Origin of the sequence: Cobetia sp. 5-11-6-3 (assembly GCF_013374055.1) — a bacterium.
Lineage (GTDB): Bacteria > Pseudomonadota > Gammaproteobacteria > Pseudomonadales > Halomonadaceae > Cobetia > Cobetia marina.
Genome location: NZ_BLWJ01000006.1, coordinates 56,313 through 76,820, shown reverse-complemented (window position 1 = coordinate 76,820; position 20,508 = coordinate 56,313). Strand labels below are relative to the sequence as shown.

Below are 20,508 nucleotides of genomic sequence, written 5' to 3'. Positions count from 1 at the left end.
GACGGCCCCGACGATTGCCCTGATGACTCGACAGCCTTGTCCGGCTCAGCGGTTGGCTCAACCGGGGCTGGCAGCGCGATCAATGCATCTTCCGGCACGGCCTGCGGCACATGCCCGGCCATGTAAAGCCGCTTGACCGGCCCGAAGCTCTTGCGATGCAGAGTAAGGATGCCATGCGTCTCGATGGCAGCCTGATGCTCGCGGGTCGGGTAGCCCTTGTGACGCGCGAAACCGTAGGCGGGGAAGCAGGCATCCAGCGCTGCCATCTGGGCATCGCGGTATACCTTGGCCAGTATGGAAGCCGCGCCGATGGCGGCGTGGCGCAGGTCGCCCTTCACCACTGCCATGCCGGGAATCTCGTGCCCCGGCAAGCGGTTGCCATCCACCAGCAGATATTCCGGGCGTACGCCCAGGGCATCGACAGCACGCCGCATCGCCAGGTGCGTGGCCTGATAGATGTTCAGCTCATCGATCTCTTCACTGGTAGCCTCGGCGATCGCCCAGGCCCAGGCACGCGCACGAATCTGCTCGTACAGTGCCAGGCGCTTCTTCTCGCTGAGTTTCTTGGAGTCGGTGATGCCCTCGATGGGGTCATTCGGGTCAAGAATCACCGCTGCCGCCACCACGGGCCCGACCAGCGGTCCACGCCCGACCTCATCGATACCTGCCAGCAGCTCCCCGTGATAGGGGATCACCAGCGCAGGGAAATCATCGGCAGGTTTGCGCTTGCGACTGGCGGGCAGAGCGGCGGGTCGATCGGCAGAGTCGGTCATGGTATCTCGGGGCGTCAGACAACCGACAGACCACTGTTGCGGCCTGCCGATCAGGGGGTATCAGTCAGTAAAGGCATCACGGGCGGTCGTGATCAGCGCCCCGCCAGCTCACCGATGGCAATGGCGGCCGCGGCGCTGGCATCACAGGTCAACTCACGATGCATGGCGACGAAGCGCTCACGCAGCTCACGCTGGCGACAGACATCGCCGGCGGCACGCGACAGCAAGGGAGCGAGGCTTTCCTCGATGGACTCCGGCGTGGCAGCGTCCTGGATCAGCTCCGGCACCAATGTCTCGCGGGCAATCAGGTTGGGCAGCGAAATCCACTCGGTCTTGACCATGTGCCGTGCGATGCGGTGGGTCATCGGCGCCATGCGATAGGCCACCACCATCGGACGATGACACAGCAGACATTCGAGCGCTGCCGTACCGGAGGCCAGCAGCACGGCATCGGCGGCAGTCATCGCTTCACGCGACTGGCCATCGATGAGGTGAATGCGACCGCGATCCAGCGCCTCGCGCCCCTGCATCAGTGACTCAAGCTCGCTACGCCGCAGCGGCGTGGCGGCCGGAATCACCACTTCAAGCGCAGGGTAACGCTGGCAAAGGCGCTCAATGGAGGCCAGGAAGGTCTCGCCGAGGAAACGGATCTCGTTGCCACGGGATCCCGGCAACACCGCCAGCAACTGCACGTCGGGGGCAATCCCCAGCTGCAGGCGGGCAGCATCGCGATCATCCTCGAGCGGCAACTCATCCGCCAGCGGATGGCCGACGAAGGTCACCGGCACCTGATGTTCGCGATAGAAGGCCGCCTCGAAGGGCAGGAAGGTCAGCATGCGATCGACGGCACGGCGGATGGTCTTCACCCTGCCCTGACGCCAGGCCCAGACGGAGGGACTGACATAGTGCGCCGTGGTGATGCCCCGCTTGCGCAGGCGCAGCTCGAGCCCCAGATTGAAGTCGGGAGCATCGATACCGATCATCACGTCAGGCTGCCACTCAAGCGCGTCGCGCAACAGATGGCGACGCACCTTGATCAACTCCGGCAGATGCTTGAGCACCTCGACCAGCCCCATGATGGAGAGAGTTTCCAGCGGATAGAGGCTGTCGAAGCCTTCGGCCTGCATGCGCGGCCCCCCGATGCCACGAAACTCGACATCGGGATGACGCGCCTTGAGCGCGCGCATCAAGCTGGCACCGAGGATGTCACCGGAGAGCTCTCCGGCTACCAGGTAGATGCGCATGCTCAGCGTGTCAGGCCACGAGTGGACGCCTTGAGCGAGGCGATGAAGACATCGCGCTCGGCGAGAGGCGGCTCACCTTCCAGCTTCTCGAGTGCCTGCGCCAGTGTCAGCCCCTGACGGAAGACCGTCTTGTAGGCCGCGTTCAGGGCGGAGATGGTCTCGCGACTGAAACCACGGCGCTTGAGGCCGACGCTGTTGAGGCCATGCGCCTCGGCAGGGTGCCCATTGACCATCACGAAGGCCGCGATGTCCTTGGTGATGATGGAGCCACCGCCCGCCATGGCGTGCTCGCCGACATGACAGAACTGGTGCACCGCCGACAGTCCGCCGAGAATGACGTGATTGCCCAGATGGACATGCCCCCCCAGCGTCGCCTGATTGGCCATGATGCAGTCATCCCCGATGATGCAATCATGGCCCACGTGCGAGTAGGCCATGAACAGGTTGCGACTGCCGATGCGTGTCAGGCTGGCATCCTGGACGGTACCCCGGTGCAGGGTCACACCCTCGCGAATGACGTTGTCATCCCCGATCTCCAGGCGTGTCGGCTCACCGGCGTACTTCTTGTCCTGGCAATCCTCACCGACCGAGGCGAACTGGAAGATGCGGTTACGCTCACCGATGACCGTCGTACCCTTGATGACGACGTGCGGCCCCACCACCGTGCCAGCGCCGATCTCGACGTCGGCACCGATCACGCAAAACGGACCGACCTCGACATCGTCGGCCAGGCGGGCGCCGGGATCGACAATGGCAGTAGGATGTATCAAGCGACCTTCCTCTCGGCACAGATGATTTCGGCTTCACAGACCACGTCACCGTCGACCTTGGCCTGACAGGCGAACTTCCAGATACCACGCTTCTCGCGCAGCACGCGGGCGCTGATCTCGAGCTGGTCGCCCGGCATGACCGGACGCTTGAAGCGCACGTTGTCACTGCCCACGAGGTAATAGATGTAACCATCGGCAGGACGCTTGTCGACCGTCTTGAAACCCAGAATACCTGCCGCCTGAGCCATGGCCTCAACGATCAGCACACCCGGCATGATCGGGTGTCCCGGGAAGTGGCCATTGAAGAACGGCTCATTGATGCTCACATTCTTGCGCGCGACGATGAACTCGCCAAGGGACAGTTCCATGACCCGATCGATCAGCAGGAAAGGATAGCGGTGCGGGAGATACTCACGGATCTCGTTGACGTCCATAACCATTGGCTTGCAACCTCTGAAATAACGAAATGCCTGCCGCACTCGGGCAGGCATGTAATGACGGTCCGGACCGCCGTTCTGGCAATGGCGCGCATTATAGCGTCCTTGCGCGCGACTGGCAGCCGCTCATTGCCCAGAGTCGCCGGGCTGACGAGATGACCTGCCTGGACAGGCGCTCGGCACAAGGCACAAAACCAGCGACCACTGCCTCATGGACAACGCCTGCTGGCACCTGCCGCGGTGCCAGAGCAGCGCTACCTGTCCTTCAAGTCCTTCTCGACCTGGTTCAGACGTCGTGCGAGCTGATCCAGCTGCTTGAAACGCACGGCATTGCGGCGCCACAGGCCATTGTCCATCGCCCCGGTACCCGACGAGTACACGCCCGGCTTGGTGATGGAATTGGTCACCAGACTCATGCCGGTGACCTGCACGCCATCACAGATTTCCAGATGCCCGGCAAGCCCCACGCCACCGCCCATCAGACAGTAGCGACCCACCTTGGTGGAACCGGCGATGCCGACACAGCCGGCCAGCGCCGAGTGATCTCCGATCTGCACGTTGTGCGCGATCTGGACCTGGGAGTCGATTTTGACGTCATTGCCGATGATGGTGTCGCCGAGTGCTCCTCGGTCAATGCTGGTGCAGCTGCCGACCTCGACATCATCACCGATCATCACGCCACCCAGCTGGGCGATCTTGTGCCAGCCCTTGCCGTCGTGGGCGAAACCGAAGCCGTCGGCACCGATCACGCAGCCACTGTGCAGGACTGCCCGCGCCCCGATGACCACCCCGTGATAGAGCGTGACATTGGGATGCAGCAGACACCCTTCGCCCAGCACGCTGTCAGCGCCAATGACGCACCCGGCCTGGAGACGGGAGCCATCCCCGATACTGACACCGGGGCCGACCACCACCTGCGGGCCGATCTCGACATTCGCGCCCAGCGTGGCCGTCTCATCGACGACCGCACTGGGATGCACGCTGGCCTGCGGTGCCTGTGCCATGGGATCGAACAACCGTGACAGCTCGGCATAGGCCAAGTAAGGATTGTCCAGCACCAGCGCATGGCTCTTGCACTCGTCGAGATGACTCTCGTGCAGCAGCACCGCCGTGGCCTGAGAGTCCGCGAGATACTTGAGGTAGGCGCGATTGGCGAGGAAGGCGATATCGCCTGGCGCCGCGTCCACCAGCGTCGACAGACCAGAGACCCGAACGTTCGGGTCGCCAACGAGTCGAGCACCCAGCCGCTGAGCCAGATCCTCGAGAGTGTAGGAGAATTGTTGCTTTTTCATGCTGTCTCTAGGCGTCGGGCGCCGCTGGCTCGCATTCGCGTAGGCATGCTCAATGCTGGCATCGCGCGCCGTGACGCGCGACGACATCAGTTGAGCGAGTTGAAGACCTGGGTGACCTCATCGGTCAGGTCGAGACCATCCTTGCTGTAGACCGTGGCACTGCGGTCCACCAGCAGCTCGACACCGTGCTTGTCGACGACCTGCTGAATGGCCTTGTCCAGCTTGGGCTTGGATTGCTTGAGGAATGCCTGCTCGGCCTGCTGCTGCTGCTGCTGGACCTGGCCGCGCAGCTGCTGGAACTGCCCGCCCTTCTGGCGCAGTTGCTGCTGCAGTGACTGGCGCTCGGAATCCGACATCACCGCACCATCCTTCTGCAGCTTGTTCTGCATGGTCTCAAGCTCCTTGGCCAGCGCCTTGGCCTGATCCTGCTTGCCAGCCAGCTGATTCTTGAGCTGATTCATGGAGCGCTGGGCAGCATCGGAGCTCAACAGCGCCTGGCGCCAGTCCATGACCGCCACTTCCGTGGCCTGGGCCATCATCGGGGTCGCAAAGGCTGCGAGGCCGCCTGCCAGACACAGTGCGCGGGTCAATTTACGCATCATAAAACTCCTTGTAGGCCTGTTGTTCGGTGACCGACGCCAGAACAGGAACGGCGGCGCCGGCAGCGGGGACATGACGCCACATCGGTTGCCCACCGGTGTGGCGTCATGTCCGCCTTAGAAGGTCTGGCCCAGTGAGAACTGGAAGATCTCGGTGTCGTCATCATCATCGTCACCGATGGGCTGCGCGACACTGAAGGTCAGCGGGCCAACCGGCGTGATCCATGACAGGCCGATACCGGCGCTGTAATTCAGATCGCCGAGGTCCACGCCACTCTCGCAGGAACTGGAATAGCTGGAGCCGACATCGTAGCAGGACGTCAGATAGGTATTCCCCGCATCCACGAAGAACGACGGCTGGACGCTGCGCTTGTCCTTGACGAAGGGCATCGGGAAGATCAGATCGATCCCGCCCTCGACCAGGATGTTGCCGCCCAGGGTATCGTCATCACCGTCATCGACCTCGGTGGATGCCTGACCCAGGGTGTTGGAGCTGTAACCACGCACGCTGCCCAGACCACCCGCATAGAAGTTCTTGAAGAACGGGTAGGTATCGCCGGAGAACGAATTGGCATAGCCAAGTTCGGTCCGGAACTTGAGCGACCAGTCATCATGCAGTTCGAACAGCTTCTGCCCCTTGTAGCGGAACTTGTAATAGTCCGCATCGGAGCCGGGCACTGCCACTTCCAGTGACAGCAGCTGCGAGCTGCCCGCCGTGGGCAGGATGCCGCGGTTGAGATTGTTGCGCGACCAGCTGGCGGTCAGCTTGTAGAGGTTGAAATCCTCGCCCTCATCACTGATGTACTGCGTGACCTCGGCGGGGCTGTCATCGAAGTCCTTGACGCGCACGAACTCGTAACCGGCACCGAAATTCAGGCGCGACAGTTCGTTGATCGGGTAACCGAAGTTGATGCCACCGCCGAAGCTGTCGGTCGCGTAGCTGGCGACATCGTCATCATCGTCGTAATCCACCTTGCGGTAGAACAGGTTGTAGCCACGCGAGATGCCATCCAGTGTCCAGTACGGGTCGGTATAGCCGAAGCTGACATTGGTGTAGTCATCGGACTTCTGGGCATTGATGTTGACTTCGTTGCCGGTGCCCAGGAAGTTCTTCTGCGACAGCCCCACCCCGTAGATGACCCCGTCACCCTGAGAGAAGCCGACCGACGCCGAGATCGAGCCCGACGGCTGTTCCTCGACGTTGTAGTTGACGTCCAGCTGATCCGGCTCGCCGGCGACCGGACGCGTGTCCACATCGACCTGCTTGAAGAAGCCGAGACGCTCGAGCTTCTGCTTGGATTGCTTGATCTTGTCCGTCGAGGCAGGCGCACCCTCGAGCTGGGTCATCTCACGACGCAGCACCTCGTCGGCCGTCGTGGTATTGCCCTTGAAGTTGATGCGACGCACGTAGGCGCGCTTGCCGGGGTCGACCGCAAAGGTCAGATCCACCGTCTCGCTCTCTTCATTGACCTCAGGCACGGCGTTGACCTTGGCGAAGGCGAAGCCGTCGGCTCCCAATGCCTGACGCAGGGCCTCGCTGGAGGCCGTCACATCACGCTGGGAATAGAGGGCATCCGGAGCGAGCTTGACCAGATCACGCGCCCGCTCTTCCTTCATCTTGATGTCGCCGGCGAAACCGATCTCACCGATCTTGTACGGCTTGCCTTCGTCGACATTGATGGTGACGAAGATCTCGGACTTGTCCGGCGAGATGGACACCTGGGTCGAGCGCACCTGGAAGTTCACGTAACCACGATCCAGATACCAGGACTTGAGCGTCTCGATGTCCCCGGTCAGCTTCTCGCGTGAGTATTCGTCGTCGGAGAACCAGCCGAAGAACCAGCTCGGGCGGTCTTCCAGCTCGAGCTGTTCACGCAGGGTCTCGTCATCGAAGGCGGAGTTGCCGACGATGTTGATCTGGTGGATCTTGGCGACCGCACCTTCCTTGACGTCGATATTGACCTGAACACGGTTGCGCTCGAGGGTTTCCACCGAGGTCTCGATGCGAGCGCTGTAGCGGCCCTGCGCCTGGTAGACGCGTTCCAGCTCGCGCTGCATCTCTTCCAGGGTGGAGCGCTGCAACACCTGACCTTCGGCCAGCCCGGCTTCCTTGAGACCCTTGCGCAGGTCCTCGTCGGGAATCTGCGAGTTGCCGTCGATCTCGATCTTGGAAATCGTCGGGCGCTCGACCACGTCGATGATCAACACATCGCCATCACGCTTGAGGCGAATATCATCAAACAGGCCAGTGTCGAACAGCTGGCGCGCCGCGGAGGACAGATCATCATCCTCGACGGTCTGATCAGCGGAGACGGGGAAGGCGTTGAACACGGTGCCCGCAGACACGCGCTGAAGGCCTTCCACCCGGATGTCGGATACTTTGAAAGACGCGGCCAAGGCGCCTTGACTGGCCCCGAGCAGCGCAGCTGCCAATCCAATGGTCTTGAGTTTCATGCAGTCGCTTCGCTTCTCTGGATTCCGCCCGCTTGGATAAACAGGCACCTTATACACAACCCCTGGCTACTGACAAGACAGCACCCCTGGGGGTCGGCAATCGGGGCCGAAGTCGTGTGGGCATGATGACGGGAGTTGGCCATGTTGGCCAGCCCGTGCAATGAATTGACCCTCATGAGGGGCGACAGTTCAGCTCTGGTTCATCTTGCAGGAAACGCGAGGCAATCCTGAGGTACCCCGTCTTCGCCATCCTGGTGGTTACCACAGACGCATGAGGTCGAAATAGATCGCCATGAACATCAACGACCCGACCAGCGCCATGCCGATCCTGAGCCCGGCATTCTGCACCTTCTCGGACAGTGGCTTGCCGCGCACCGCCTCGACCAGATAGAACAGCAGATGCCCGCCATCCAGCACCGGAATCGGCAGCAGATTCAATACCCCGAGACTGATGGACAGATACGCCATGAAGCCCAGGAAGGCTTCAAGCCCGGAGCGAGCCGTATCACCGGCGATCCGCGCGATGGTGATCGGTCCGGACAGATTGGAGGGCGCGATCAGGCCCACCAGCATCTTGCGGATGGAGTCCAGCGTCAGCACCGTCATCTCGCCGGTCTTGCTCACCGCCTGCCCTACGGCAGCCAGGGGCCCATAGCTGAGCTCACGCTGATACTCTTCCGGCCAGCTGACATTCTCGACACCGGCGCCGACCTGCCCCACGACACGCCCGTCATCGAGCGCATTGCTCGCGGGCGTCAGTGACAGCGTCTCTTCCTTGCCATCACGCGCCACCAGCACGGACAGCGTTTCGCCCGGCGCACCGCGCACACGCTCGACGAAGTCGATCCAGTCCACCACCAGCACGCCATCAATGCTGACGATACGGTCTCCCGCCTTCAAGCCGGCAGCCTGCGCCGCACCGTCCTCCAGCACTCGCCCCAGCACCGCCGGCAACTGGGGCCGCCAGGCGGTGATGCCCAGCGTGACCAGCGGACGCGGCGGATCCTGATCCACCAGGAAGCGCTCGACATCCAGTGTCTGTTCACGCGAGGCACTGGCGCCCGGAGCACGGGTGGTGATCGTCAGCTGGTCGTCCCCTATCGCGCCGATGAGGCGCAGATTGATCGCCTCCCAGCTTGGTGTCGGCTGATCATTGATGGCGACGATTTCCGCATCGGGCGTCAGCCCGGCACGCCCTGCAGGAGAGTCCGGCGCCACCGCTCCGACCATCGGTACCACGGTCGTGGTACCGGCGACGAACAGCGCCCAGTACGCCAGAATCGCCAGCAGAAAATTGGCCAGTGGCCCTGCCGAGACGACGGCGATGCGCTTCCAGACGGACTTGGTATTGAAGGCCAGATGGCGCTCCGACGGGTCGACTGGCCCCTCGCGCTCATCCAGCATCTTGACGTAGCCGCCCAATGGAATGGCCGCGACACCGTATTCCGTGCCGTGGCGGTCCGTCCACGACCAGAACGGCTTGCCGAAACCGATGGAGAAGCGCAGCACCTTGATGCCGCAACGACGCGCGACCCAGAAATGACCGTACTCATGGATGGTGATCAACACCCCCAGCACGACGATCACGGCAAGAATATTCTGGATCACACCCATCACGCGCTCCTGGAAATTGGTGCCCGAGATGGGCAGCCTGCCCTGTCACGCCCACAAGGAAAGTGACAAGACAGTGCAAGATAGGATTTCAGGGCCCGACGAGGGCCAGTTGGGCGGCTGCCAACTCACGCGCCGCGGCATCTTCGGACAGGATCACCTCGAGACCATCCACCGCCAGGGGCGGGCGAGCCTGCATGACGGCTTCCACCACCACTGGGATACGATCGAAGGCCAGGCGGCCCTCAAGGAAGGCTGCCACTGCCACCTCATTGGCGGCATTCATCACTGCAGGCCAGGTGCCGCCTGCCGCGATGGCTTCACGCGCCAGACGCAGACACGGGAAGCGCGTCTCATCGGCGGCACGGAAGTCGAGTCGCGCCACCTGGAAAAGATCCAGCGACTCGACGCCGGCATCGATGCGCTCTGGCCAGGCCAGCGCGTAGGCGATGGGCGTGCGCATGTCGGGATTGCCCATCTGGGCCAGCACCGAACCATCACTGTAAGCCGCCATCGAGTGAATGACACTCTGGGGATGCACGACGACCTGGATGTCGTTGGGCCCACAGGCGAACAGCCAGCAGGCCTCGATCAGTTCCAGCCCCTTGTTCATCAGGGTGGCACTGTCGACGGAGATCTTGCGCCCCATCGACCAGTTGGGATGCGCGCAGGCCTCGGCCGGCGTCACCGTCGCCAGGCGCTCGGCAGGCCACTCGGCCTCGTCACGGAACGGGCCACCCGAGGCAGTCAACAGCAGCTTCTCGACCCCGATGGGGGCCAGCCCATCGCGATGCTCGGGCGGCAGGCACTGGAAGATGGCGTTGTGCTCGGAATCGATGGGCAGCAGCGTCGCACCATGCTGCTTCACCGCATCCATGAACAACTGGCCGGCACACACCAGCGCTTCCTTGTTGGCCAGCAGGACGCGCTTTCCCGCACGCACCGCAGCCAGAGTCGGCAGCAGCCCGGCAGCACCCACGATGGCCGCCATCACGCTGTCTACCTCGGGGGCCTCGCTGATGTCCACCAGCGCCTGCTCACCATGACGTACCTCGATGGGCGTGCCCTGGTAGCTCTCGACGCCCTCGAGCGCCTCACCGAGCCACAGCGCCGCCTCGGCGGAGGCGATCACCGCCACCTGAGGTCGATGGACCAGGCACAGCTCCAGCAATGCCTCATGGCGCGTGGCGGCACTCAATGCATGCACCACATAGCGCTCCGGATGGCGCGAGATCACATCCAGCGTGCTGGAGCCGATGGAGCCGGTGGCCCCCAGAATCGTGATGCGCTGCACCGGCGCATTGGAAGACATGTCACCCGCCATCACGCACCACCTCCCAGCACCCAGGGCAACAGTAGCGCAAACAACGGCACGGCCGCCGTCAGACTATCGATGCGGTCCATGATGCCGCCGTGCCCCGGCAACAGCTGACTGGAGTCCTTCATCTCACGCTCGCGCTTGAACATGCTTTCCAGCAGGTCTCCCAGCACCGAGACGCCAGTGACGCCCAGCGTGACCAGCAGCAGCGGCAGCCAGTCGGCCTGCCCTGCCAGCGCATAGCCGGTGGCCAGCAATCCGGTGGCGACCAGCCCGCCGTAGACACCTTCCCAGGACTTGCCCGGACTGACACGTGGCGCCAGCTTGCGCTTGCCGAATCGCTTGCCGGAGAAATAGGCACCGATATCCGCCGCCCACACCATCAGCAGCACGTACAGCAGCCACTCGCCACCGCTGGTCTTGAGCTGGAGAAAGCCGAACCAGGTCGGCAACAGCGCCAGGACCCCGACACCCAGTCGCATGCCGGTGGCATGCCATTCCTGACGCTTTTCGGGGTAATGCATCACCCAGCGCAGATTGACGGCCCATGCCAGCGCCGCCAGATAGAGCGGCCAGCGAGCCTGGGAGGCATCCGCCCACCACACCAGCAGCATCGCCAGCGCCATGCAGGCAGGAAACAGCAGACGCGCCGCGCCGGCACGCACGCCGGCAAGATTGGCCCACTCCCAGGCGGCCAGTGCCACCACGCCCCCGGTCATGACCGCAAAGGCGGCACCGTCGAGGCCAAACAGCCCCCACAGCGCCAGCGGGGCGAGAATGAGCGCGGTGATGATTCGTTGTTTGAGCACTAGAGCCCCTCGGCGTCGAGTTGTTCGCTGGTCATGCCGTAGCGCCGTTGACGCTGGGCATAGGCATCGAGCGCCTCATCGAAGGCCGCCGAGTCGAAATCAGGCCACAGCACCGGCGAGAAGTAGAACTCGGCGTAGGCCAGCTGCCAGAGCAGGAAGTTGGAGATACGCTGCTCGCCACTGGTGCGAATGCACAGATCCACTTCCGGGAGCGAACTCAGACAGACCTCGGCCCCGAGGCGGGACTCGTCGATATCCGCGGCCTTGAGCTCGCCTCGCTCGACCTGCGTCGCCAGACGTCGGGCAGCCTCGGCAATGTCCCAGCGGCCACCGTAGTTGGCGCAGATGACCACATGCATGCCGCGATTGTCGCGCGTCATCTCTTCGGCACTGCGGATATGTTTCTGGATGGAGCTTGAGAAGCGGCTGCGCTCCCCGATCACGGAGAGGCGTATGTCGTGTCGATGAAGCTTCTTGACCTCACGCTTGAGCGCCATGAGGAACAGCTCCATCAGCGCACTGACCTCATTGGCCGGACGCTTCCAGTTCTCGCTGGAGAAAGCAAACAGGGTCAGTACCTCGACGCCCTGCTCGGCAGCGCGACGGATGGTACTGCGGACGGTCTCGGCACCGGCACGATGGCCACGGATACCAGCCCAGCCGCGGGATTTCGCCCAGCGGTTGTTGCCGTCCATGATGATCGCCACATGGCGTGGCGTGGAGAGGGAATTCGGTGACGTCATGGGGTCTCGCTACGAGCACCGGATGCCGCCGACAGGGTGCCGGCGGCAGACCCGATCAGACCTGCATCAGGTCAGTTTCCTTGTGCTCCAGAGCACTGTCGACTTCCGCCACATACTTGTCGGTCAGCTTCTGGATCTCGTCTTCTCCGCGACGTGCATCGTCTTCGGAGATGTCCTTGTCCTTGAGCAGGCTCTTGATGTCGCCATTGGCGTCACGACGCACATTGCGAAGCGCCACGCGGGCGTTTTCCGCTTCTGCACGCGCCTGCTTGGTGTAACCACGACGCGTCTCTTCCGTCAGCATCGGCATCGGCACGCGAATCACGTCACCGGCGGTGGACGGGTTGAGACCCAGGTCAGAAGTCATGATGGCCTTCTCGACCTTCGGCACCATGGGCTTTTCCCACGGCACGACAGTCAGGGTGCGCGCATCTTCGGTGGTGATGTTGGCCACCTGATTCAGCGGCACCTGGCTACCGTAGTAGTCGACCGTCACGGCATCGAGAATGCTCGGATGCGCACGACCGGTACGAATCTTGCTGAAGGCGGCACCGAGGGACTCGATGGTCTTCTTCATGCGTGCTTCGACGTCTTTCTTGATATCGTTGATCACAATCTTACCCTCTATCAATCAGCGTGCCTTCCTTGCCACCCACCACCAGGTTGAGCAGCGCGCCTACCTTGTTCATGTTGAACACCCGTACCGGCATGTCATGGTCACGCACCAGGCAGATGGCGGTCAAATCCATCACGCCGAGCTTCTGCTCCAGCGCGTCGTCATAACTGAGGCTCTCGTACTTCACGGCATCCGGGAACTTGACCGGGTCCTTGTCGTAGACACCATCCACCTTGGTCGCCTTGATGACGGCATCGGCATCGATCTCGATGCCACGCAGACAGGCGGCGGAATCCGTGGTGAAGAACGGGTTGCCGGTGCCGGCGGAGAAGATGACGACGTCACCCGAGGTCAGATAACGGATCGCGGTACGGCGGTCGTAATGTTCTACCACGCCACTCATCGGGATGGCAGACATGACGCGAGAGCGGATGTTGGAACGCTCCAGTGCATCACGCAGCGCCAGACCGTTCATGACGGTGGCCAGCATGCCCATGTGGTCGCCGGTCACGCGTTCCATGCCGGCTTCCTGCAGGGCCGCGCCACGGAACAGGTTACCGCCGCCGATCACGATGCCGACCTGGACACCGATGCCCACCAGCTGACCGATTTCCAGCGCCATGCGATCCAGCACCTTGGGGTCGATGCCGAACTCGCCATCGCCCATCAGGGCCTCACCGGAAAGCTTGAGCAGTATGCGCTTGTACTTGGCATTGCGTTCAGCGGAAATGGTGGCCATGCGAATTTCTCCTGATACTGACATACGGGGACGGGGCGGCCCGAAGGCGGGGGCCAGATACACGATGGCGTGCGACTAAGCGCACGCCATCGTGAGAAGCGAAAACAGTCAGCCCTTACGCGCGGCTGGCCTGCTCACGGACTTCAGCTGCGAAGTCCACTTCTTCCTTCTCGATACCTTCACCGACTTCCATGCGCACGAAGGATACCACTTCACCGCCGGCAGCCTTGACGAACTCGGCGACGGTCTGGTTCGGGTCCTTGACGAACGGCTGTTCGGTCAGGCTGTTTTCAGCCAGGTACTTCTTCAGACGGCCCTGGGACATCTTCTCGGCGATTTCCGCCGGCTTGCCAGCCATGTCCGGCTGAGCAAGGATGATGGCCTTCTCGGCGTCCATCTGTTCCTGCGGCATGTCTGCCGGACGTGCACAGACCGGGTTCACGGCTGCGACGTGCATGGAGACGTCCTTGGCCGCGTCAGCGGTGCCGCCCTGCAGCAGGGTCAGAGCCGCGATGCGACCGCCGTGGACGTAACCACCGACGACACCACCGGCCGGCGCTTCGACCAGCTCGGCGCGACGCACGGAGATGTTCTCACCGATCTTCTGAACCAGCTGACCACGAGTGTCTTCCAGCTCGCCTTCCATCAGGGAAGCGATATCGGTGTTCTTGGTCTCGAACACGCGGTCGGCGATCAGCTTGGTGAAGGCCTGGAAGTTGTCATCGCGAGCGACGAAGTCGGTCTCGGAGTTGACTTCGACCATCACGCCATAGCTGGCATCGTCGGCGACCTTGATGACGATGGCGCCTTCAGCGGCCACACGGCCAGCTTTCTTGGCGGCCTTCAGGCCGGAGTTCTTGCGCAGGTTCTCGATCGCGAGCTCGATGTCGCCACCGGCTTCGGTAAGAGCCTTCTTGCATTCCATCATGCCGAGCGCAGTACGCTCACGCAGTTCCTTGACCATAGATGCGCTGATAGCTGCCATGGGATGAAACCTCTGTCGTGTCGACGTCTTTGAATACGGGAATTCGGTCACGACCGCTTGAGCGGTCGCAAATGAGGGGGCCGTGGCCCCCTCATTGCCTGACCTGACTGCCGCTTGGCTAGGCCATGCCGCACTTAGTGTAGCGCAGCGTGTGTGACAGTCAGATCAAGCCGCCAGGATCACTCTGCTGCGTCTTCTTCAGCCGCAGTTTCGACGAACTCACCGGCCAGCTCTTCTTCCTTGTTCTTGCCACAGGCGCCTGCAATTGCCTGGACATAGATCTGGATGGCACGGATGGAGTCATCGTTACCCGGGATGACGTAGTCCACGCCGTCCGGGTTGGAGTTGGTATCGACGACGCCGATGACCGGGATGCCCAGCTTGTTGGCTTCGTTGATCGCGATGCGCTCGTGGTCAACGTCGATCACGAACATGGCGTCCGGCAGGCCGCCCATTTCCTTGATACCGCCGATGGAACGCTCGAGCTTGTCCTGCTCACGAGTGGCCATCAGGACTTCTTTCTTGGTCAGCTTCGCGAAGGTACCGTCTTCATGCATCTGCTCGATTTCGCGCAGGCGCTTGATGGACTGACGGATGGTCTTGAAGTTGGTCAGCATGCCGCCCAACCAGCGATGGTTGACGTACGGCTGGCCAGCCTTGCGAGCTTCTTCCTTGATGATCTTGCCGGCAGCGCGCTTGGTGCCCACGAACATGATCTTGTTGCCATTGGCAGCCATCTTCTCGACCACTGACACGGCTTCGTTCAGCGCCGGCAGGGTGTGCTCGAGGTTGATGATGTGGATCTTGTTGCGAGCGCCGAAGATGAACTTGGACATCTTCGGGTTCCAGTACTTGGTCTGGTGACCGAAGTGTGCGCCTGCCTTGAGCAGATCGCGCATGTTGACTTGCGCCATGTGAATATCTCCTGGATATCGGGTTGGGCCTCCACGTCCCCCATGGATCCGACCGCTTGCGCGGCACCCGGGACCATGTGACGGAACGTGTGTGGATTGGGGTTATGTACGTCAGTCCTTTCAATGTCGCCTCGGCCAGATGCCCGGAGGTGGCCGATCGAGGAGAATTTGCAGGAAAGCGCGCGGCTTTATACCATAGCTCGACCACGATATGAAGTCGCGACTGCCCGACACGGCACGCGATGCGTCGCGCCATTCCCCCGCCACGCGCGGCCTGGCGGCGTTTCATCCCTCTTATCTCCTGCCTCGAGTCCTCATGAACATTCCCATCAAGACAGCTGAAGAAATCGACAAGATGCGCGTCGCCGGCCGTCTGGCGGCTGAAGTGCTGGAGCTGCTCGACGAGCACGTCCGTCCCGGTGTCACCACGGGCGAGCTCAATCGCATCGCTCACCATCACATCACCGAGGTTCAGGGCTGCATTCCGGCACCGCTCAACTACCACGGCTTCCCGAAATCGATCTGCACCTCGATCAATCACGTGGTCTGTCACGGCATTCCCGATGACAACAAGAAGCTCAAGAAGGGTGACATCCTCAACATCGACATCACCGTGATCAAGGACGGCTATCACGGCGACACCTCGAAGATGTACATCGTCGGGGAACCGACCATCCAGGCGGAGCGCCTGTGCCGCATCACCCAGGAATGTCTCTACAAGGGCATCGAGCTGGTACGCCCGGGCGTGCGTCTTTCCGAGATCGGTCGCGCCATCCAGAAGCATGCCGAAGCGGCAGGTTACAGTGTCGTGCGTGACTTCTGCGGCCACGGTATCGGCGCCGGCTTCCATGAGGACCCGCAGGTGCTGCACTATGACGGCTACGAAGCCCGTGCCGACGCCGAGCTTCTGGAAGGCATGTGCCTGACCATCGAGCCGATGGTCAATGTCGGAGGCTACAAGGTGAAGGTACTCAAGGACGACTGGACAGCCGTGACCAAGGACAAGAGCCTGTCCGCGCAGTGGGAGCACACCCTGCTGGTCACCGCCACCGGCGTCGAGGTGCTGACACGTCGCACGGAAGAGGACCTCTCCTTCCTCGAGGGTTGATCACGATGCTTCTGCACCACTACCACTTCGTCGAGCGTGAAGCGCTCTACGATGCCGTCACCTTCGACGGCGAGCTGGCCACGACGAAGACGCCCATCCCGCTGTTCAAGCGGGCTCTGGCACAGGTACAGGAGCGTCTCGAGGCCCGCTTCAAGGCGGGTGCCGACATCCGCGACCTCATCCATGGCCGTGCCCGCGCCATCGATCGCCTGCTGGCCATCGCCTGGCAACGCCAGGCCTGGCCGGATGATGGCATCGCCCTGCTCGCCGTGGGCGGCTATGGCCGTGGTGAGCTGCACCCGCACTCCGACATCGACCTGCTGCTGTTGCTGGAGCAGGACGATGACATGCCCTACCGTGAGGCGCTGTCCGCCTTCATCACCTTCCTGTGGGACATCGGGCTCGAGATCGGCCAGTCGGTGCGCTCGCTGAGTGACTGCGAACGTGAGGCCCGTGCCGACGTCACCGTGATCACCAACCTGCTGGAATCCCGTGTCATCGCCGGCCCGCAGCGGCTGCGCGAGGCCATGCGCGAGCGCCTGGGTACCGACCGTCTGTGGCCGGCCGAGGCCTTCTTCGAGGCCAAGTGGCAGGAGCAGATCGCTCGCCACCACAAGTTCGCCAATACCGAATATCACCTCGAGCCCAACATCAAATCATCCCCCGGTGGCCTGCGCGATATCCAGATGATCGGCTGGGTCGCCAAGCGTCACTTCGGGGTCGAGCGCTACGACAACCTCGTCGAGCTGGGCTTCATGAATGACGCCGAGCTGCGCATCCTCAGCCAGGGCCAGGCCTTCCTGTGGCAGGTGCGCTTCGCGCTGCACATGCTGGCCGGACGCGCCGAGGACCGGCTGCTGTTCGACCACCAGCGCACCATCGCCGAGCTGTTCGGCTTCCAGGACACGCCCGAGCACCTGGCGGTCGAGCAGTTCATGAAGCGCTACTATCGTCACGTCACCGCCTTGGCGGGTCTCAACGACATGCTGCTGCAGCACTTCGATGAGGCCATCCTGCGCCATGACGAGCCGGTCAACATCGTGCCGCTCAATCCGCGCTTCGAGATTCGCAGCGGCTACATCAGCCTGCGCGAGGAAGGCGTGTTCCGCCGTCGCCCCGCCGCGCTGCTGGAGCTGTTCCTGCTCATGGCCCAGCACCCCGAGATCGAGGGCGTGCGCGCCGACACCATCCGCGCACTGCGTGATCATCGTCACCAGATCGATGACGCCTTCCGTGACGACGTCCGTCACCAGAGCCTGTTCATGGAGCTGATGCGCTCCGGCGGCAACGTGCCACGCGTCCTCAAGCGCATGGCGCGCTACGGCATCCTCGGCAAGTACCTGCCGGCCTTCGGTCGTGCCGTCGGCCTGATGCAGCATGACCTGTTCCACGTCTACACCGTCGATGCCCACACCCTGCGCCTGCTCAAGGTCGCCCAGGAATTCCGCGCCCCTGACGCGGAAGAGGAATTCCCCGTCGCCGCCGCCTTGATCCGTGAACTGCCCAAGCTGGAATTGCTGTGGATCGCGGGGCTCTATCATGACATCGGCAAGGGACGCGGCGGCGATCACTCCGAGATCGGCGCACTGGAAATCGAGGACTTCGCCCGCCGTCACGATCTCAGTCAGCGCGACACTCGCACCCTGAGCTGGCTGGTGCGTCACCATCTGCTGATGTCGATGACCGCGCAGAAGCAGGACATCGCCGACCCCGAGATCATCACGCGCTTCGCCGAGATCGTCGGCGACGAGACGCATCTCGACTACCTCTACGTGCTGACGGTGGCCGACATCAATGCCACCAACCCCTCGCTGTGGAATGGCTGGCGAGCGGCGCTGCTGCGTCAGCTGCACATGGAGACGCGCCGGGCGCTGCGACGGGGCCTGGAGCATCCGCCGGAACGCCACGAATGGATCGCCGAGACCCGCGAGGAAGCCCTGTCACTGCTGGCCGGCATGGGCACCTCACGCAGCGACGCCGAAGCGCTGTGGGCCAGCCTCGGTGACGACTACTTCGTACGCTACGCGCCCAGCGAGGTGGCCTGGCACACCCAGGGCATCCTGGCACGTCAGGCGTCCCCCCAGCTGGACGAGCATGGCGAACCTCTGCCGCTGGTGCTGACCAGTGCACCCACCGAAGAGATGACCGAAGGCGGCACCAAGGTCTTCATCCATACCCGCTCGGTGGACAACCTGTTTGCCGCCACGGCGGCGGCACTGGAGCAGCTGGGGCTCTCGATCCACGATGCACGCATCGCCACCTCGAGCCACAACTGGACGCTCAATACCTTCATCCTGCTCGACGATGACGGTGAGCCGATCCGCGACGCCGCACGTCTCGCCGACATCCGCACCCATCTGGTCGAAGAGCTGGATGACCCGGATGACTACTCGGTGATCGTCAACCGTCACACACCGCGTCAGCTCAAGCATTTCCGCATCGCGCCACGCATCACGCTCAGCCAGGACTACACCAATGGCCGCAGCGTGCTGGAAGTGATCGCCTCTGACCGCCCGGGTCTGCTGGCGCGCATCGGCCGCGTGTTCATGGAGCACGAGATCGCCATCGATGCCGCCAAGATCGTCACCCTGGGCGAGCGCGTCGAGGATATCTTCTTCATCACTGACCGCGCCGGTGAGCCGATCACCGACCCAGAGCGCCAGACGCGCCTGCGTGATGCCCTGACCGAAGTGCTCCAGGTCGGCGAGCGCGGCTGACGCGTCACGCAGGCATGAACAGCGAGAGGCCGCCGGCACCCCGCGATTGAGGGGACCGGCCGCCTTCCCTATAATCGCGAGTCGACCTGCATGGCAGTCCGGCGGACTCGCGGACGCCTTCCTTCCTGCTCGGCCGGCAACGGCCATCACCCATGGAACGTGCATGAACCCGGATCTCGACCAGCTCAAGCCCTACCCGTTTGAAACCCTGGCCAAGCTGCGCGGGGGCGTCGTCCCCAACCCCGCTCTGGACCCGATTGCGCTGACCATCGGCGAGCCGCGTCACGCGCCGCCCGAGTTCGTGCTCGACACCCTGCGCGAGCACATCATGGGCGTGGCCAAGTATCCCGCCACCGGCGGCCTGCCGGAATTGCGCTCCGCGATCGCCAGCTGGCTGGAGAAGCGCTTCTCGCTCAACGCCACCCCGGATATCGACCAGCAGGTCCTGCCGGTCACCGGCACCCGCGAGGCACTGTTCGCCTTCATCCAGGCCTCGCTGGACAGCACGCGTCCGGCGCGCGTACTGGTGCCGAACCCCTTCTATCAGATCTACGAAGGCGCGACGCTGCTGGCCGGCGGCGAGGTCACCTACCTGCCCTGCCCCGCCGAGAACGGCTTCCGCCCCGACTACGCCGCGGTGCCGGCCGAGGTATGGCGTGACACCCAGATCGTCTTCGTCTGCTCGCCGGGCAACCCCACCGGCGCGGTGACGCCGCTGGCCGACTTCCAGCAGCTGATTCGCCTCGCTGACGAGCACGACTTCCTGATCGCCTCCGACGAGTGCTATTCGGAGCTTTACCTCGACGAAGCCACACCGCCGCCGGGCCTGCTGCAAGCCTGTGCCGCCATGGGTCGTGATGACTACGCGCGCTGCGTGGTCTTCCACTCGCTGTCCAAGCGCTCCAACCTGCCGGGCCTGCGCTCCGGCTTCGTGGCCGGCGATGGCGAGGTGATCCGTCGCTTCCGTCACTACCGCACCTATCACGGCTGCGCGATGCCGCTGCACCACCAGCACGCCTCCATCGCCGCCTGGAATGATGAAGCCCACGTGCTGGCCAATCGCGACGCCTACCGCGAGAAGTTTGCCGCCGTGACCGAGATCCTCGCGCCGGTGATGGACTTCCCGACCCCGGAAGCCAGCTTCTATCTCTACCCGGCCGTGCCGGGCGGGGATGACGCCGCCTTCACCCGCGAGCTGCTGCGTGAAGAGGCCGTCGGCGTGCTGCCGGCAAGCTACATGGCGCGTGAGGTGGACGGCGTGAATCCGGGCGCCGGGCGCATTCGTCTGGCGCTGGTGGCCGAACTGGAACAGACCGTCGAAGCCGCCCGGCGCCTGCGTCGCTTCGTCGAACGCCTGCGCTGAGCGCCAGGCCTGCACG

At 63.2% G+C, this 20,508-nt stretch carries 17 protein-coding genes and 1 pseudogene; 3 read left to right on the top strand and 15 right to left on the bottom strand.

The annotated features are described in order from the left end of the window. Positions 1-128 precede the first annotated feature (128 nt). The 15 genes and pseudogenes from rnhB to rpsB form a co-directional block, all read right to left on the bottom strand. Positions 129-773: pseudogene (gene rnhB / locus HXS66_RS11660) on the bottom strand (ribonuclease HII); the annotation flags it as partial. Positions 774-865: 92 nt separating this feature from the next. Beyond that, positions 866-2,017: a lipid-A-disaccharide synthase gene (lpxB, locus tag HXS66_RS11655; RefSeq protein ID WP_176503602.1), complete on the bottom strand. Its 1,152-nt coding sequence runs from the start codon at positions 2,015-2,017 to the stop codon at positions 866-868. A gap of 2 nt (positions 2,018-2,019) precedes the next feature. Further along, on the bottom strand, positions 2,020-2,787 hold the full coding sequence (lpxA, locus tag HXS66_RS11650) for an acyl-ACP--UDP-N-acetylglucosamine O-acyltransferase (RefSeq protein ID WP_077377842.1): 768 nt from the start codon (positions 2,785-2,787) through the stop codon (positions 2,020-2,022). Next, on the bottom strand, positions 2,784-3,227 hold the full coding sequence (gene fabZ, locus HXS66_RS11645; protein ID WP_077377839.1) for a 3-hydroxyacyl-ACP dehydratase FabZ: 444 nt from the start codon (positions 3,225-3,227) through the stop codon (positions 2,784-2,786). The genes lpxA and fabZ overlap by 4 nt, the downstream gene beginning before the upstream one ends. Before the next feature lie 251 nt (positions 3,228-3,478). Further along, positions 3,479-4,516 carry a UDP-3-O-(3-hydroxymyristoyl)glucosamine N-acyltransferase gene (gene lpxD / locus HXS66_RS11640; RefSeq protein ID WP_077378183.1) on the bottom strand — a complete coding sequence of 346 codons (1,038 nt, stop codon included), beginning with the start codon at positions 4,514-4,516 and terminating at the stop codon, positions 3,479-3,481. Between the two features lie 86 nt (positions 4,517-4,602). Then, positions 4,603-5,115 carry an OmpH family outer membrane protein gene (locus HXS66_RS11635; protein ID WP_077377836.1) on the bottom strand — a complete coding sequence of 171 codons (513 nt, stop codon included), beginning with the start codon at positions 5,113-5,115 and terminating at the stop codon, positions 4,603-4,605. Between the two features lie 117 nt (positions 5,116-5,232). Next, complete coding sequence (gene bamA / locus HXS66_RS11630; RefSeq protein ID WP_170877460.1) at positions 5,233-7,569, bottom strand: outer membrane protein assembly factor BamA; 2,337 nt, start codon at positions 7,567-7,569, stop codon at positions 5,233-5,235. 258 nt (positions 7,570-7,827) lie between these two features. Further along, complete coding sequence (gene rseP / locus HXS66_RS11625) at positions 7,828-9,183, bottom strand: sigma E protease regulator RseP (protein WP_084207818.1); 1,356 nt, start codon at positions 9,181-9,183, stop codon at positions 7,828-7,830. An 88-nt stretch (positions 9,184-9,271) separates the two neighbouring features. Then, positions 9,272-10,492 (bottom strand): 1-deoxy-D-xylulose-5-phosphate reductoisomerase, encoded by a 1,221-nt coding sequence (ispC, locus tag HXS66_RS11620; RefSeq protein WP_176503601.1) that lies wholly within the window; start codon positions 10,490-10,492, stop codon positions 9,272-9,274. Positions 10,493-10,503: 11 nt separating this feature from the next. Next, on the bottom strand, positions 10,504-11,307 hold the full coding sequence (locus HXS66_RS11615; protein WP_084207817.1) for a phosphatidate cytidylyltransferase: 804 nt from the start codon (positions 11,305-11,307) through the stop codon (positions 10,504-10,506). Continuing rightward, the gene (gene uppS, locus HXS66_RS11610) at positions 11,307-12,050 is read right to left on the bottom strand and encodes a polyprenyl diphosphate synthase (RefSeq protein WP_084207816.1); all 744 of its coding nucleotides are present in this window, start codon (positions 12,048-12,050) and stop codon (positions 11,307-11,309) included. The genes HXS66_RS11615 and uppS overlap by 1 nt, the downstream gene beginning before the upstream one ends. Before the next feature lie 55 nt (positions 12,051-12,105). After that, positions 12,106-12,663, bottom strand: a complete 558-nt coding sequence (gene frr / locus HXS66_RS11605; protein WP_077377825.1) for a ribosome recycling factor — start codon at positions 12,661-12,663, stop codon at positions 12,106-12,108. A gap of 4 nt (positions 12,664-12,667) precedes the next feature. Continuing rightward, positions 12,668-13,405 carry a UMP kinase gene (gene pyrH, locus HXS66_RS11600; protein WP_240499639.1) on the bottom strand — a complete coding sequence of 246 codons (738 nt, stop codon included), beginning with the start codon at positions 13,403-13,405 and terminating at the stop codon, positions 12,668-12,670. A 115-nt stretch (positions 13,406-13,520) separates the two neighbouring features. Beyond that, positions 13,521-14,390, bottom strand: coding sequence for a translation elongation factor Ts (gene tsf, locus HXS66_RS11595; protein ID WP_065392492.1), 870 nt, complete (start codon positions 14,388-14,390; stop codon positions 13,521-13,523). 179 nt (positions 14,391-14,569) lie between these two features. Further along, a complete protein-coding gene (gene rpsB / locus HXS66_RS11590; RefSeq protein WP_065392491.1) occupies positions 14,570-15,304 on the bottom strand; it encodes a 30S ribosomal protein S2 in 735 nt (244 codons plus the stop codon). A gap of 316 nt (positions 15,305-15,620) precedes the next feature. On the opposite strand from rpsB, the gene map reads away from it, so the two are divergent. The 3 genes from map to dapC all read left to right on the top strand — a co-directional run bounded on the left by map (position 15,621) and on the right by dapC (position 20,492). Then, positions 15,621-16,412, top strand: a complete 792-nt coding sequence (map, locus tag HXS66_RS11585) for a type I methionyl aminopeptidase (protein ID WP_077378170.1) — start codon at positions 15,621-15,623, stop codon at positions 16,410-16,412. 5 nt (positions 16,413-16,417) lie between these two features. After that, positions 16,418-19,129 carry a [protein-PII] uridylyltransferase gene (locus HXS66_RS11580; RefSeq protein WP_077377823.1) on the top strand — a complete coding sequence of 904 codons (2,712 nt, stop codon included), beginning with the start codon at positions 16,418-16,420 and terminating at the stop codon, positions 19,127-19,129. Between the two features lie 163 nt (positions 19,130-19,292). Next, positions 19,293-20,492 (top strand): succinyldiaminopimelate transaminase, encoded by a 1,200-nt coding sequence (dapC, locus tag HXS66_RS11575; RefSeq protein WP_176503600.1) that lies wholly within the window; start codon positions 19,293-19,295, stop codon positions 20,490-20,492. Positions 20,493-20,508 lie beyond the last annotated feature (16 nt).